This window comes from Serratia sp. CY40230, assembly GCF_052168835.1.
Taxonomy (GTDB): Bacteria; Pseudomonadota; Gammaproteobacteria; order Enterobacterales; family Enterobacteriaceae; genus Serratia; species Serratia nematodiphila.
On record NZ_JBJNLX010000002.1, the window covers coordinates 696,971 to 709,481 of the forward strand.

At 60.2% G+C, this 12,511-nt stretch carries 14 protein-coding genes; 13 read left to right on the top strand and 1 reads right to left on the bottom strand.

Annotation, left to right across the window (positions count from 1 at the left end):
• Positions 1-14: 14 nt before the first annotated feature.
• The 12 genes from lptE to lipA all read left to right on the top strand — a co-directional run bounded on the left by lptE (position 15) and on the right by lipA (position 10,916).
• The gene (gene lptE, locus ACJ8IJ_RS10540; RefSeq protein ID WP_015376940.1) at positions 15-575 is read left to right on the top strand and encodes an LPS assembly lipoprotein LptE; all 561 of its coding nucleotides are present in this window, start codon (positions 15-17) and stop codon (positions 573-575) included.
• On the top strand, positions 572-1,606 hold the full coding sequence (gene holA, locus ACJ8IJ_RS10545; protein WP_154871342.1) for a DNA polymerase III subunit delta: 1,035 nt from the start codon (positions 572-574) through the stop codon (positions 1,604-1,606). Before lptE ends, holA begins: the two co-directional genes overlap by 4 nt.
• Positions 1,596-2,258: a nicotinate-nucleotide adenylyltransferase gene (nadD, locus tag ACJ8IJ_RS10550; protein WP_015376938.1), complete on the top strand. Its 663-nt coding sequence runs from the start codon at positions 1,596-1,598 to the stop codon at positions 2,256-2,258. Before holA ends, nadD begins: the two co-directional genes overlap by 11 nt.
• Before the next feature lie 194 nt (positions 2,259-2,452).
• A complete protein-coding gene (gene rsfS, locus ACJ8IJ_RS10555; protein ID WP_015376937.1) occupies positions 2,453-2,770 on the top strand; it encodes a ribosome silencing factor in 318 nt (105 codons plus the stop codon).
• 3 nt (positions 2,771-2,773) lie between these two features.
• Positions 2,774-3,244 carry a 23S rRNA (pseudouridine(1915)-N(3))-methyltransferase RlmH gene (gene rlmH / locus ACJ8IJ_RS10560; RefSeq protein WP_004940002.1) on the top strand — a complete coding sequence of 157 codons (471 nt, stop codon included), beginning with the start codon at positions 2,774-2,776 and terminating at the stop codon, positions 3,242-3,244.
• A gap of 38 nt (positions 3,245-3,282) precedes the next feature.
• Positions 3,283-5,178, top strand: a complete 1,896-nt coding sequence (gene mrdA, locus ACJ8IJ_RS10565) for a peptidoglycan DD-transpeptidase MrdA (RefSeq protein WP_004940004.1) — start codon at positions 3,283-3,285, stop codon at positions 5,176-5,178.
• Between the two features lie 8 nt (positions 5,179-5,186).
• Positions 5,187-6,299, top strand: coding sequence for a peptidoglycan glycosyltransferase MrdB (gene mrdB, locus ACJ8IJ_RS10570; protein ID WP_004940006.1), 1,113 nt, complete (start codon positions 5,187-5,189; stop codon positions 6,297-6,299).
• A gap of 10 nt (positions 6,300-6,309) precedes the next feature.
• On the top strand, positions 6,310-7,392 hold the full coding sequence (gene rlpA / locus ACJ8IJ_RS10575) for an endolytic peptidoglycan transglycosylase RlpA (protein ID WP_166444935.1): 1,083 nt from the start codon (positions 6,310-6,312) through the stop codon (positions 7,390-7,392).
• 180 nt (positions 7,393-7,572) lie between these two features.
• Positions 7,573-8,784 (top strand): D-alanyl-D-alanine carboxypeptidase DacA, encoded by a 1,212-nt coding sequence (dacA, locus tag ACJ8IJ_RS10580; protein ID WP_004940010.1) that lies wholly within the window; start codon positions 7,573-7,575, stop codon positions 8,782-8,784.
• A gap of 104 nt (positions 8,785-8,888) precedes the next feature.
• The gene (gene ybeD, locus ACJ8IJ_RS10585; RefSeq protein ID WP_004940012.1) at positions 8,889-9,155 is read left to right on the top strand and encodes a DUF493 family protein YbeD; all 267 of its coding nucleotides are present in this window, start codon (positions 8,889-8,891) and stop codon (positions 9,153-9,155) included.
• A 134-nt stretch (positions 9,156-9,289) separates the two neighbouring features.
• Positions 9,290-9,958, top strand: coding sequence for a lipoyl(octanoyl) transferase LipB (gene lipB / locus ACJ8IJ_RS10590; protein ID WP_015376934.1), 669 nt, complete (start codon positions 9,290-9,292; stop codon positions 9,956-9,958).
• A complete protein-coding gene (lipA, locus tag ACJ8IJ_RS10595; RefSeq protein WP_004940018.1) occupies positions 9,951-10,916 on the top strand; it encodes a lipoyl synthase in 966 nt (321 codons plus the stop codon). Before lipB ends, lipA begins: the two co-directional genes overlap by 8 nt.
• Before the next feature lie 93 nt (positions 10,917-11,009).
• Here lipA and tatA read toward each other — a convergent pair whose 3' ends face one another.
• On the bottom strand, positions 11,010-11,225 hold the full coding sequence (tatA, locus tag ACJ8IJ_RS10600) for a Sec-independent protein translocase subunit TatA (RefSeq protein ID WP_004940019.1): 216 nt from the start codon (positions 11,223-11,225) through the stop codon (positions 11,010-11,012).
• A gap of 218 nt (positions 11,226-11,443) precedes the next feature.
• Here tatA and ACJ8IJ_RS10605 point away from each other — a divergent pair, with 218 nt between their 5' ends.
• A complete protein-coding gene (locus ACJ8IJ_RS10605) occupies positions 11,444-12,511 on the top strand; it encodes a diguanylate cyclase (protein ID WP_166444934.1) in 1,068 nt (355 codons plus the stop codon).

The window sequence follows — 12,511 nt, forward strand, 5'->3', positions numbered from 1 at the left end:
CACAAGGAGGAGTTGTGCGACAACGTATTCTGACGCTGTTGCTGGGGTTGGCGGTGCTGGTCACCGCCGGCTGCGGTTTTCACCTGCGTGGCACCACGCAGGTGCCTAATGAAATGAAAACGCTGATCCTGGACAGTTCGGATCCTTACGGGCCATTGACGCGCGCGGTGCGTGAGCAGCTGCGTTTGAACGCCGTGACCATCGTCAGCGATCCGAAGCGTAAAGACGTGCCTTCCCTGCGCATCGTCGGCGCGACGGAAAGCCAGGATACCGCCTCGATCTTCCAGGACGGTAAAACCGCCGAGTACCAGCTGGTGCTGACCGTGCAGGCGCAGGTGCTGCTCCCGGGCCACGACCTGTATCCGCTGTCGGTGAAAGTGTTCCGTTCGTTCTTCGACAACCCGCTGACCGCGCTGGCCAAAGACTCCGAGCAGGAGATCATTCGCCAGGAAATGCGTGAGCAGGCGGCGCAGCAACTGGTGCGTAAACTGCTGACCGTGCATGCGGCGGAAGAAGAAAACCGGCAGAAAGCCGCTGCCGCCGGCGAACGAGCGGCAAGCCAAACCGCACAATGATCCGTATTTATCCGGAACAACTTGCCGCGCAGCTCCGTGAGGGGCTGCGCGCTTGTTATTTATTGAGCGGCAATGAACCGCTGCTGCTGCAGGAGAGCCAGGATTTACTCCGGCAGGCCGCGCAACAGCAGCAGTTCAGCGAGCACTACAGCATTTCCCTCGACGCCCATACCGACTGGGACGCCATCTTCGGCATCTGCCAGGCGATGAGCCTGTTCGCCAGCCGCCAGACGCTGCTGCTGATCTTCCCGGAAAACGGCCCGACGGCGCCGATCGGTGAGCAGTTGAGCAAACTCGCCACGCTGCTGCACGAGGATATTCTGCTGATCCTGCGCGGCCCGCGCCTCACCAAAGCGCAGGAAAACAGCGCCTGGTTCAAGGCGCTCAGCCCGCACGGCGCTCTCGTCAGTTGCCAGACGCCTGAACAGGCGCAGCTGCCGCGCTGGGTCGCCGCGCGCGCCAAGTCGATGAAACTGGAGTTGGACGACGCGGCCAATCAGCTGCTGTGCTACTGCTACGAAGGTAACCTGCTGGCGCTGTCGCAGGCGCTGGAGCGGCTGTCGCTGCTGCACCCGGACGGCAAGCTCACGCTGCCGCGCGTCGAACAGGCGGTGAACGACGCCGCCCACTTCACGCCGTTCCACTGGCTGGACGCCCTGCTGGCCGGCAAGAGCAAGCGCGCCTGGCATATTCTGCAGCAGTTGCAGCAAGAGGACGTGGAGCCGGTGATCCTGCTGCGCACCCTGCAGCGCGAACTGCTGCTGTTGCTGACGCTGCAGCGCCGCATGGCTTCCGCGCCGCTGCGCTCGCTGTTCGATCAGCACAAGGTCTGGCAGAACCGCCGCCCGCTGGTGACCCAGGCGTTGCAACGCCTGTCCGGCCCCCAGCTGCAGCAGGCGGTACAGCTGCTGACGCAAATCGAGCTGACCCTCAAGCAGGACTATGGCCAGTCGGTCTGGCCGGAACTGGAAACCCTGTCGATGCTGCTGTGCGGCAAACCACTGGCCACGAGTTTTAGCGATGCCCACTAACCCGGAACACCCCACCGTTTTGCACGCGCTGTTCGGCGGCACCTTTGATCCAATCCACTACGGCCACCTGCGGCCGGTGGAGGCGCTGGCCGCCGAAGTGGGCCTGAATCGCGTCACGCTGCTGCCTAACCATGTGCCGCCGCACCGCCCGCAGCCGGAGGCCAATGCGCAACAGCGCCTGAAGATGGTCGAGCTGGCGATCGCCGGCAACCCGCTGTTTGCGGTCGACGATCGCGAACTGCACCGCACCACGCCCTCCTACACCATCGAGACGTTGGAAACGATTCGTAAAGAGCGTGGCGCCGCCCAGCCGCTGGCGTTTATTATTGGCCAGGACTCACTGCTGACGCTGCATAAGTGGCACCGCTGGCAGGCGCTGTTGGACGTCTGCCACCTGCTGGTGCTGGCGCGCCCGGGCTATAACGATCGCATGGACACGCCGGAACTGCAGCAGTGGCTGGAACGCCATCGCACCGCCGACCCGGCGCTGCTCAGCCGTCGCCCGCACGGCCATATCTATTTGGCCGATACGCCGGAGCTGGAAATTTCCGCCACCGAGATCCGCCAGCGCCGCCATCAGGGCCTCAACTGCGACGACCTGCTGCCGCGCCCGGTGCAGCGCTATATCGAGTTGCAGGGTTTATATCGCTAGTGAAAGGTGCGTGATATACTGCGCCGCTATTTTTCAGGTATCCGCTGAAAACCCCGGAAACCTTAGCTGGCCGGGCAGTCACCAGTTAGCTGGCTTTCAGCGGCAGCCTGCCGAAACCATTATCCGGTTACGCCGCGGCGCGCGCATTTTGCCCGCCGCAGCCGACTGAACAGAACACACCCGAGGGGGAACCTTTGCAAGGTAAAGCGCTCCAAGATTTCGTCATCGATAAAATCGATGATCTGAAAGGCCAAGACATTGTCGCTCTGGACGTCCAGGGCAAATCCAGCATCACCGATTGCATGATCATCTGCACCGGCACCTCAACGCGCCACGTGATGTCGATCGCCAGCCACGTGGTGCAGGAATCCCGCGCCGCGGGCATGGAACTGTACGGCATGAAAGGCCAGGAAGCCTCCGACTGGATCGTGGTCGATCTGGGCGAAGTGATCGTGCACGTGATGCAGGAAGAAAGCCGTCGCCTGTACGAGCTGGAAAAACTCTGGAGCTAAGCGGTGAAACTGCAATTGGTGGCGGTCGGCACCAAAATGCCAGACTGGGTGCAAACCGGCTTTATGGATTACCTGCACCGCTTTCCCAAAGACATGCCGTTTGAGTTGACCGAGATCCCGGCCGGCAAACGCGGCAAAAACGCCGACATCAAGCGCATTCTGGACAAGGAAGGCGAACAGATGCTGGCGGCGGTGGGCAAAGGCAACCGCATCGTTACGCTGGATATCCCAGGCACGCCGTGGGAAACGCCGCAGCTGGCGCAGCAGCTTGAGCGCTGGAAGCAGGATGGCCGCAATGTCAGCTTGCTGATCGGCGGCCCGGAAGGGCTGGCGCCCGCCTGCAAAGCCGCTGCCGAGCAGAGCTGGTCACTTTCTCCGTTGACGCTGCCGCATCCTTTGGTGCGCGTCCTGGTGGCCGAAAGCCTCTACCGCGCCTGGAGTATTACAACAAATCATCCTTACCACCGGGAATAGCCGGTGGTGACCGTGACAGAGTGAAATAAAGCAGCGGGATGAAAATAGAACGTAACCCTTTTCGCGACTATACGGCTGAATCCGCCCTGTTTGTACGCCGCGCCCTGGTGGCGTTCCTGGTCATCCTGGTGCTGTCCGGCATCCTGATCGCCAACCTGTATAATCTGCAAGTGGTCCGCGTCGAGGATTACCGCACCCGCTCCAACGAAAACCGCATCAAACTGGTGCCCATCGCGCCCAGCCGCGGCATTATCTACGATCGCAACGGCACCCCGCTGGCGCTCAACCGCACCATTTATCAGCTGGAGCTGATGCCGGAGAAGGTCGACGATCTCAAGGCCACGCTGCAGGCGCTGCGCACGGTGGTCGATCTGACTGACGACGACATCGCCAATTTCGAAAAAGAGCGCAAGCGCTCGCGCCGTTTCGTCTCCATTCCAGTGAAAACCGCGCTGACCGAGGTGCAGGTCGCCCGCTTTGCGGTCAATCAGTTCCGCTTCCCCGGCGTGGAAGTGAAAGGCTATCAGCGCCGCTACTATCCTTACGGATCCGCCCTCACCCACGTCACCGGCTATGTGTCGAAGATCAACGACCGCGACGTTGAACGTCTGGACAAAGACGGCAAGCTGGCCAACTACGCCGCCACCCACGATATCGGCAAGCTGGGCATCGAACGCTATTACGAAGACACGCTGCACGGTAAAACCGGTTACGAAGAGGTTGAAGTCAACAACCGCGGCCGGGTGATCCGCCAATTGCACGAGCAGCCGCCTTCCGCCGGCCAGGACGTCTACCTGACGCTCGATCTTGATCTGCAGCGCTATATCGAACAGCTGCTGGTTGGCAGCCGCGCCGCGGTAGTGGTGAGCGATCCGCGCACCGGCGCCATCCTGGCGATGGTGTCCAATCCGAGCTACGATCCGAACCTGTTCGTGGACGGCATTTCCAGCAAGGACTATCAGGGTCTGCTGAACGATCCGAATCGTCCGCTGATCAACCGTGCCACGCAGGGGGTTTATCCGCCCGCGTCGACGGTGAAACCTTATATCGCCGTGTCGGCACTCAGCGCCGGGGTGATCACCAAGAACACCGTAGTGTTCGATCCCGGCTGGTGGCAACTGCCCGGCTCGGAAAAACGCTTTCGCGACTGGAAAAAATGGGGTCACGGTCGCCTGAACGTCACCAAAGCGCTGGAAGAATCCGCGGATACCTACTTCTATCAGGTCGCCTATGATATGGGGATCGATCGGCTGTCGAGCTGGCTGACCAAATTCGGTTACGGCCAGTACACCGGCATCGATCTGGCCGAAGAGCGCTCCGGCCTGATGCCGACGCGCGAATGGAAGCTGAAACGCTATAAAAAACCATGGTATCAGGGCGACACCATTCCGGTGGGCATCGGCCAGGGTTACTGGACCGCCACGCCGATCCAGATGGCCAAGGCGCTGAACACCCTGATCAACGACGGTACCGTCAAAACGCCGCACCTGCTGCAGAGCACCCGCGTCAACGGCGCGCTGGTGCCGTTCAAACAGGAAGAGAGCACGCAGATCGGCGATATTCACTCCGGCTTCTGGGAAATCGCCAAAGACGGCATGTACGGTGTGGCCAACCGTCCGAACGGGACGGCGCGCAAGTACTTTGCGGACGCATCTTATAAAGCCGCGGCGAAATCGGGCACCGCACAGGTCTTCGGTTACGAAACCTACAACGCCCATAAACTGGCGGAGCACCTGCGCGATCACAAGCTGATGACCGCCTTTGCGCCGTTCAACAACCCGACGGTGTCGGTCGCCATCATTCTGGAAAACGGCGGCTCCGGTCCGGCGGTGGGCACCATCACCCGCCAGATCCTCGACCATATTCTGCTGGGCGACAACAATACGCAATTGCCAAGCGAGGCCCCGCTGCCGCCTGGCGTAGAAGGTGACTAAGGTAGAACATGACTGAAAGCCAACAAAAAGGCTCGATCTGGACCAAAATCCACATCGATCCGACGTTCCTGCTGCTGATCCTGGCTCTGCTGGTCTACAGCGCCTTCGTGATGTGGAGCGCCAGCGGCCAGGACATCGGCATGATGGAGCGCAAGATCGGGCAGATCGTCATGGGGCTGATCGTGATGGCCGTCATGGCGCAGATCCCGCCGCGCGTATACGAAAGCTGGGCGCCCTATCTGTATATTTTCTGCGTGATTTTGCTGATCCTGGTGGACGCCTTCGGGCAGATCAGCAAAGGCGCGCAGCGCTGGCTGGATCTCGGCGTGGTGCGCTTCCAGCCGTCGGAAATCGCCAAGATCGCCGTGCCGCTGATGGTGGCGCGCTTTATGAACCGCGATGTCTGCCCGCCTTCGCTGAAAAACACCGCCATCGCGCTGGTGCTGATCTTCCTGCCGACGCTGCTGGTGGCCGCGCAGCCGGATCTCGGCACGTCGATCCTGATCGCCGCCTCCGGCCTGTTCGTGCTGTTTCTGTCGGGCATGAGCTGGAAACTGATCGCCGTCGCCGCCGTCGCGCTGGCGGCCTTTATCCCGGTGCTGTGGTTCTTCCTGATGCACGGCTATCAGCGCGACCGCGTGATGATGCTGCTCGATCCGGAAAGCGACCCGCTCGGCGCCGGTTATCACATTATTCAATCCAAGATCGCCATCGGCTCCGGCGGCCTGTCCGGCAAAGGCTGGCTGCACGGCACCCAGTCGCAGCTGGAGTTCCTGCCGGAGCGCCATACCGACTTTATCTTCGCCGTGTTGGCCGAAGAGCTGGGGCTGATCGGGGTGTTGGTGCTGCTGGCGCTCTACCTGCTGGTGATCATTCGCGGGCTGATGATCGCCGCCAAGGCGCAAACCACCTTCGGCCGCGTGATGGTCGGCGGCTTGATGCTGATTTTGTTCGTTTATGTCTTTGTTAACATCGGTATGGTCAGTGGCATTTTGCCGGTAGTTGGCGTACCTTTGCCTCTGGTCAGTTACGGGGGTTCGGCGCTGATAGTGTTGATGGCCGGTTTCGGCATCATCATGTCGATCCACACGCATCGGAAAATGCTGTCTAAAAGTTTATAAGAGGTGAGTAATGCGTAAGGAATGGCTTTGGATCGGCGTCGCGGCGGTGTTGCTCTCCGCCTGTACCGCCCCGACCACGGAACAGCAAGCCCCTCCGCAGCCGTACAACGGCCCGGTGGTGGAAATCGGCGGCGTCGAGCCTCAATATGAACCCTATAACCCTAATAACATGCAGGATTATAAGGTTAATGGCGATACTTACCGCATCGTAAAAGATCCGCAGAACTTCTCGCAGACCGGCCTGGCGGCCTGGTATGGCGAAGAAGCCAACGGCAACACCACCGCGCTGGGCGAGCAGTTCGATCCTAATGGCCTGACTGCGGCCCACCCAACGCTGCCGATCCCAAGCTACGTGCGCGTCACCAACCTGGCCAACGGCCGTCAGTTGGTGGTGCGCGTCAACGATCGCGGGCCTTACACCAAGGGCCGTATCATCGATCTGTCGAAAGCCGCCGCCGATCGCCTCAACCTGTCCAACAACACCAAGGTCAAAGTCGATTTCATCAACGTGGCGCCGGACGGCACGCTGAGCGGCCCTGGCACCATCGGCACCATCGTGGCGAAACAGAGCTACGCATTGCCGGCGCGCCCGGATCTTGGCTCCAGCGGCATGGGCACCCCGATCCAACAGGACGTGCCGGTCGCCAGCGGCGCGGCGGTGCGCCCTATTGATAACAGCACCCTGCGCACCGATGACGACGCGCCTGCGAACGCCGGCAACGCCGCCAACGGCCGCAGTGGTTTCCTCGGCGCGCCAAGCGCGGTGCCGGCCGGGGTGCTGGAAGGTTCCGAGCCTGAAGCCGCCGCAGTAGCCGCACCGGTCGCGGCCGGCGCTGCCGCTGCCGGCATGGCTGCCGCTTCCTCCTCCGGCGGTTACGTGGTGCAGGTCGGTGCGTTGAGCAGCGCCGAGCGCGCCCAGAGCTGGCAGCAAAGCCTGAGCCAACAGTTTGGCGTACCGGGCAAAGTGGCGGCCAACGGCAATGTTTACCGCGTCCAGCTCGGCCCGTTCAGCAGCCGTCAGCAGGCGGCCCAACTGCAACAACGCCTGGCCAGCGAAGCGCAACAACAGTCTTTCGTTACTGCTGCACCCTGAGCGTTAAACCCGGCGGGCATTCACGGCTGTTAAGCGGTTATTTAGCTGAAACATTTTCTTGCAGCTAAAAGGACACTAACCGCAATTAGTCAGATGAATGGATAATGCCTGCCGGGATCGCATCTGCTATAGTGTGGCTCGTTTTTTAACTTTACTTTCACGGATGTTGTAGTCCCGATCATGAAACAAGTAACTTCTTTTCGCTTAATCAAAAGCATCGCACTCGGCACCGTTATCGCAATGAGCGCAGCCTCCGTTGCACATGCCGATGACGTTAACATCAAAACCATGATCCCAGGTGTCCCGCAGATCGATGCGGAAGCGTACATCCTGATTGATTACAACTCCGGCAAGGTGCTGGCCGAGATGAACGCTGATGCGCGTCGCGATCCGGCCAGCCTGACCAAAATGATGACCAGCTACGTCATCGGCCAGGCGCTGAAAGCGGGCAAAATCGGCCAGGACGATCTGGTGACCGTCGGCCAGGACGCCTGGGCGACCGGCAACCCGGTGTTCAAAGGTTCCTCGCTGATGTTCCTGAAGCCGGGCGATCGCGTGCCGGTCTCCAAACTGACCCGCGGCATCAACCTGCAGTCCGGTAACGACGCCTGCGTGGCGATGGCCGACTACGTCGCCGGCAGCCAGGACGCGTTCGTCAACCTGATGAACACCTACGTCAGCAAGCTGGGCCTGCAGAACACTCACTTCCAGACGGTACACGGCCTGGATGCCCAGGGCCAGTACAGCTCGGCGCGCGACATGGCGCTGATCGGCCAGGCGCTGATCCGCGACGTGCCGGAAGAGTACGCGATTTACAAAGAAAAAGAGTTCACTTTCAACAATATCCGCCAGATGAACCGCAACGGTCTGCTGTGGGATAACAGCCTGAACGTCGACGGCATCAAAACCGGCCACACCGACGCGGCGGGCTACAACCTGGTGGCTTCGGCGACCGAAGGCCAGATGCGTCTGATCTCTGCCGTGATGGGCGGCCGCACCTACAAAGGCCGCGAAGCCGAGAGCAAGAAACTGCTGACCTGGGGCTTCCGCTTCTTCGAAACCGTGGCGCCGCTGAAAGTCGGTAAAGAGTTCGCCTCTGAGCCGGTCTGGTTCGGCGATGCCGATCGCGTTGAGCTGGGCGTGGATAAAGACGTTTACCTGACCATCCCGCGCGGCCGCATGAAAGATCTGAAGGCCAGCTATGTGCTGAACACGCCGGAAATTCACGCGCCGCTGGCGAAAAACCAGGTGGTGGGCAGCATCAACTTCCAGCTGGACGGCAAAACCATCGACCAGCGTCCGCTGGTGGTGATGAACGAAGTGAAAGAAGGTGGTTTCTTCAGCCGCATCGTGGACTACATCAAACTGATGTTCCACCACTGGTTCGGTTAACGGTTGAAACGGGCGAAATTGCCCCCATATACTGAATAACATTAACTCCCGCCCCGGCGGGAGTTATAATTTATAGATTAGCTAGCACTCTGGAGCGCACGCACATGCAAAAAACTAAACTGAACGAACTGCTCGAATTCCCTTGCTCGTTTACCTACAAGGTGATGGGCCTGGCGCAGCCTGAGCTGGTTGACCAGGTAGTTGAAGTGGTGCAGCGCCATGCGCCGGGCGATTACAACCCGCAGGTTAAGCCAAGCAGCAAAGGCAACTACCACTCGGTCTCCATCACCATCAACGCCACTCACATCGAGCAGGTCGAAACCCTGTACGAGGAGTTGGGCAACATTGAAATTGTTCGCATGGTGCTGTAATTCCAGCATAAAACCCTGCTTATCAACCCGGGATGGCGCAGCGTCTTCCCGGGTTGCGCATTTTTGGTCAGCGAAAGGCTGGCCGCCAGCCGGAGCGCCCGGTATAATGGCTTTACCACTTCTGTAACCTGACGATGACTCTTTTGCAACCAGACAAGATCATTTTGCGTCAGCTGGGGTTGCAGCCCTACGCGCCTGTATCCCAAGCCATGCATAACTTCACCGACAGTCGTACCGAGACTACGCCGGACGAGCTGTGGCTGGTGCAGCATCACCCGGTATTCACCCAGGGCCAGGCCGGCAAAGCCGAACACGTGCTGATGCCCGGCGATATCCCGGTTGTCCAGAGCGATCGCGGCGGCCAGGTGACCTACCACGGGCCGGGCCAGCAGGTGATGTACGTGATGGTCGATCTGAAGCGCAATAAGGTCGGCGTACGCCAATTGGTCACGGCGATAGAAGATACGGTTATCAACACCCTCGCCCACTTCCGCCTCGCATCGCGCGCCCGTCCGGATGCGCCCGGCGTGTACGTGGGGGAGCAGAAAATCTGTTCGTTGGGTTTGCGGATCCGCAAAGGCAGCTCATTCCACGGCCTGGCCCTGAATGTGGCGATGGATCTCAGCCCCTTCCAACGCATCAACCCTTGCGGTTACGCCGGCATGCAGATGACGCAGGTCAGCGCGCTGGCGCCCGGCGTTGGCATTGAAGACATACACCCAATCCTGGTACAGGAATTTGTTCATTTACTCGGCTACCAGACGGTCGAGCTTCGTAACTGGAACCTGCACGATTATGAGTAAACCAATTCAGATGGAACGCGGCGTCAAATACCGCGATGCTGACAAAATGGCGCTGATCCCGGTCAAAACGGTGGTCACCGAACGGCAGGAGCTGTTGCGTAAACCCGAGTGGATGAAGATCAAACTGCCTGCCGACTCTACGCGCATTCAGGGCATCAAAGCCGCGATGCGTAAAAACGGCCTGCACTCCGTCTGTGAGGAAGCCTCGTGCCCTAACCTGTCCGAGTGTTTCAACCACGGTACCGCCACCTTTATGATCCTCGGCGCCATCTGCACCCGTCGCTGCCCGTTCTGCGACGTGGCTCACGGCCGCCCGATCGCGCCGGACGCCAACGAGCCGGAAAAGCTGGCGCAAACCATCGCCGACATGGCGCTGCGTTATGTGGTGATCACCTCGGTTGACCGCGACGATCTGCGCGACGGCGGCGCTCAGCACTTTGCCGACTGCATCTCGGCCATCCGCGCCAAGAGCCCGAACATCAAAATTGAAACGCTGGTGCCGGACTTCCGCGGCCGTATGGATCGCGCGCTGGAGATCCTCACCGCCACGCCGCCGGACGTGTTCAACCACAACCTGGAAAACGTGCCGCGCGTATACCGCCAGGTACGCCCGGGCGCCAACTACGAGTGGTCGTTGAAGCTGCTGGAGCGCTTTAAAGAAGCGCACCCGGATATCCCGACCAAATCCGGCCTGATGGTTGGCCTGGGCGAAACCAACGCGGAAATCATTGAAGTGATGCGCGATCTGCGTCGCCACGGCGTGACCATGCTGACGCTGGGCCAGTACCTGCAGCCGAGCCGTCACCACCTGCCGGTGCAGCGCTACGTCAGCCCGGCCGAGTTTGACGAGATGAAAGAAGAAGCGATGGCGATGGGCTTCACCCATGCCGCCTGTGGCCCGTTCGTGCGTTCGTCTTACCACGCCGATCTGCAGGCCAAAGGGATGGAAGTGAAATAACGCGTAATAGTTTGTTACGCTAAAGACGGCGAAAACGCCAAAAAACGGATGTCCGCAAGGCATCCGTTTTTTATTGTGCGCCATCAGACGAGATTAAACGTCTTTCTTCTCGACGCTCTGCTGCGCGGACTGGCTTTCGGCGGCATTGTTGCCGGCGGCCGGCGGCGTACTGTCGTCGCCTACGGCTTTTTTAAAGCCTTTCAGCGCCGCGCCAAGATCGGCGCCGAGCGTGCGCAGTTTGCTGGTGCCGAACAGTAAAATCACCAACACCGCAATCACCAGAAGTTTGGTAATGCTGATACCTTCCATACTCACCTTCTTATCATAGAGCGCTGCGTGAACAGCGAGAAAAACTGACCTTGCCTGCGAATATTTAGCGACTTTCCTTCAGCTCGCACAACCGCAACATGTAACAGAGTGAGATCCGTCGCAGGAATGCCACACGGCTTCACGGCGTGAATCCCAGACTATTCTTAGTTTATCACCCGCATGCTACTCTGCCGTGATGCTTATCAGGGAGATGCCGGATGTATATTGCTCCACCCATTTTCGATGCCCGAAAATCCGGCCTCAGCTTCGCCAAACGCACCTATCTGCCCCGCGTCGCCGGTCTGGGGCTCGGCTTTATCTGCGTTTGCGCCGCGCTCTACCCCTTGGCTCCGCCCACGGCGGTGTGGCTATTGCTGGCCTTTCACGGCTTTCTCTGGCCGCATCTCGCCTATCGCCTGGCCTGCCGCGCCAAAGATCCGTTCAAAGCCGAGATCCGCAACCTCTTGATCGACTCCGCCTTCGGCGGCTTCTGGGCGGCGATGATGGCGTTCAACGCGCTGCCCGCCATCGTCATCCTGTCGATGATGAGCATGAATAACATCGCTTCAGCCGGCAAAACGCTGTTTGTGAAAGGATTGGCCATTCAACTGGCTACGGCGATGCTCACCGCCGCGTTGCTCGGCTTCCCGTTTCACCCGCACAGCACGGCGCTGCAAATCTATCTGTGCCTGCCGATGATCTACCTTTATCCGACGCTGCTCGGGCTGGTGACCTACCGCACCGCCAAACGGTTGGCGGAAAAGAAACAGGAGCTGCAGCGCATCAGCACCCGCGATGGGCTGACCGGCCTGTATAACCGCCGCCACTGGGAGCACCTGCTGCATCGCCAGTTCGACAGCTGCCGCCGCTACCAGGATAACGCCACGCTGATCCTGATGGATATCGATCGCTTCAAAACCATCAACGACACCTTCGGCCATCCGCTGGGAGATGAAGCCCTGGCGGCGTTGGCGGAAGAGCTGCTGATCGGCATGCGCAACGTGGATATCGTCGGGCGTTACGGCGGCGACGAGTTTGGCGCAGTGCTGCCGAACACCAGTGCTGAGCAGGCGGAAATCGTTCTGCGCCGCATCCAGCAGCGGCTGGACGCGGTCAGCTTCAAGGAGGCGCCGCAGCTGCGGCTGCAGATCAGCGCCGGCATCGCTAACTACCACCCCGCGCTGGGCGGTTATCTGGACTGGCTGAAAGCGGCCGACGGCGCGCTCTATCGGGCGAAGCAGAATGGCCGCAACCGGCTGGAAACGGCGGCGCCGCCAGGGGAGTAA

Bases quoted from the DNA above. Each gene is read 5' to 3' on its own strand.
- mrdA (WP_004940004.1), top strand. From the start codon at position 3,283: ATGAAAATAGAACGTAACCCTTTTCGCGACTATACGGCTGAATCCGCC.
- ybeD (WP_004940012.1), top strand. From the start codon at position 8,889: ATGCAAAAAACTAAACTGAACGAACTGCTCGAATTCCCTTGCTCGTTT.
- lipA (WP_004940018.1), top strand. From the start codon at position 9,951: ATGAGTAAACCAATTCAGATGGAACGCGGCGTCAAATACCGCGATGCT.
- rlpA (WP_166444935.1), top strand. From the start codon at position 6,310: ATGCGTAAGGAATGGCTTTGGATCGGCGTCGCGGCGGTGTTGCTCTCC.
- tatA (WP_004940019.1), bottom strand. From the start codon at position 11,225: ATGGAAGGTATCAGCATTACCAAACTTCTGGTGATTGCGGTGTTGGTG.
- holA (WP_154871342.1), top strand. From the start codon at position 572: ATGATCCGTATTTATCCGGAACAACTTGCCGCGCAGCTCCGTGAGGGG.
- mrdB (WP_004940006.1), top strand. From the start codon at position 5,187: ATGACTGAAAGCCAACAAAAAGGCTCGATCTGGACCAAAATCCACATC.
- ACJ8IJ_RS10605 (WP_166444934.1), top strand. From the start codon at position 11,444: ATGTATATTGCTCCACCCATTTTCGATGCCCGAAAATCCGGCCTCAGC.
- dacA (WP_004940010.1), top strand. From the start codon at position 7,573: ATGAAACAAGTAACTTCTTTTCGCTTAATCAAAAGCATCGCACTCGGC.
- lipB (WP_015376934.1), top strand. From the start codon at position 9,290: ATGACTCTTTTGCAACCAGACAAGATCATTTTGCGTCAGCTGGGGTTG.
- nadD (WP_015376938.1), top strand. From the start codon at position 1,596: ATGCCCACTAACCCGGAACACCCCACCGTTTTGCACGCGCTGTTCGGC.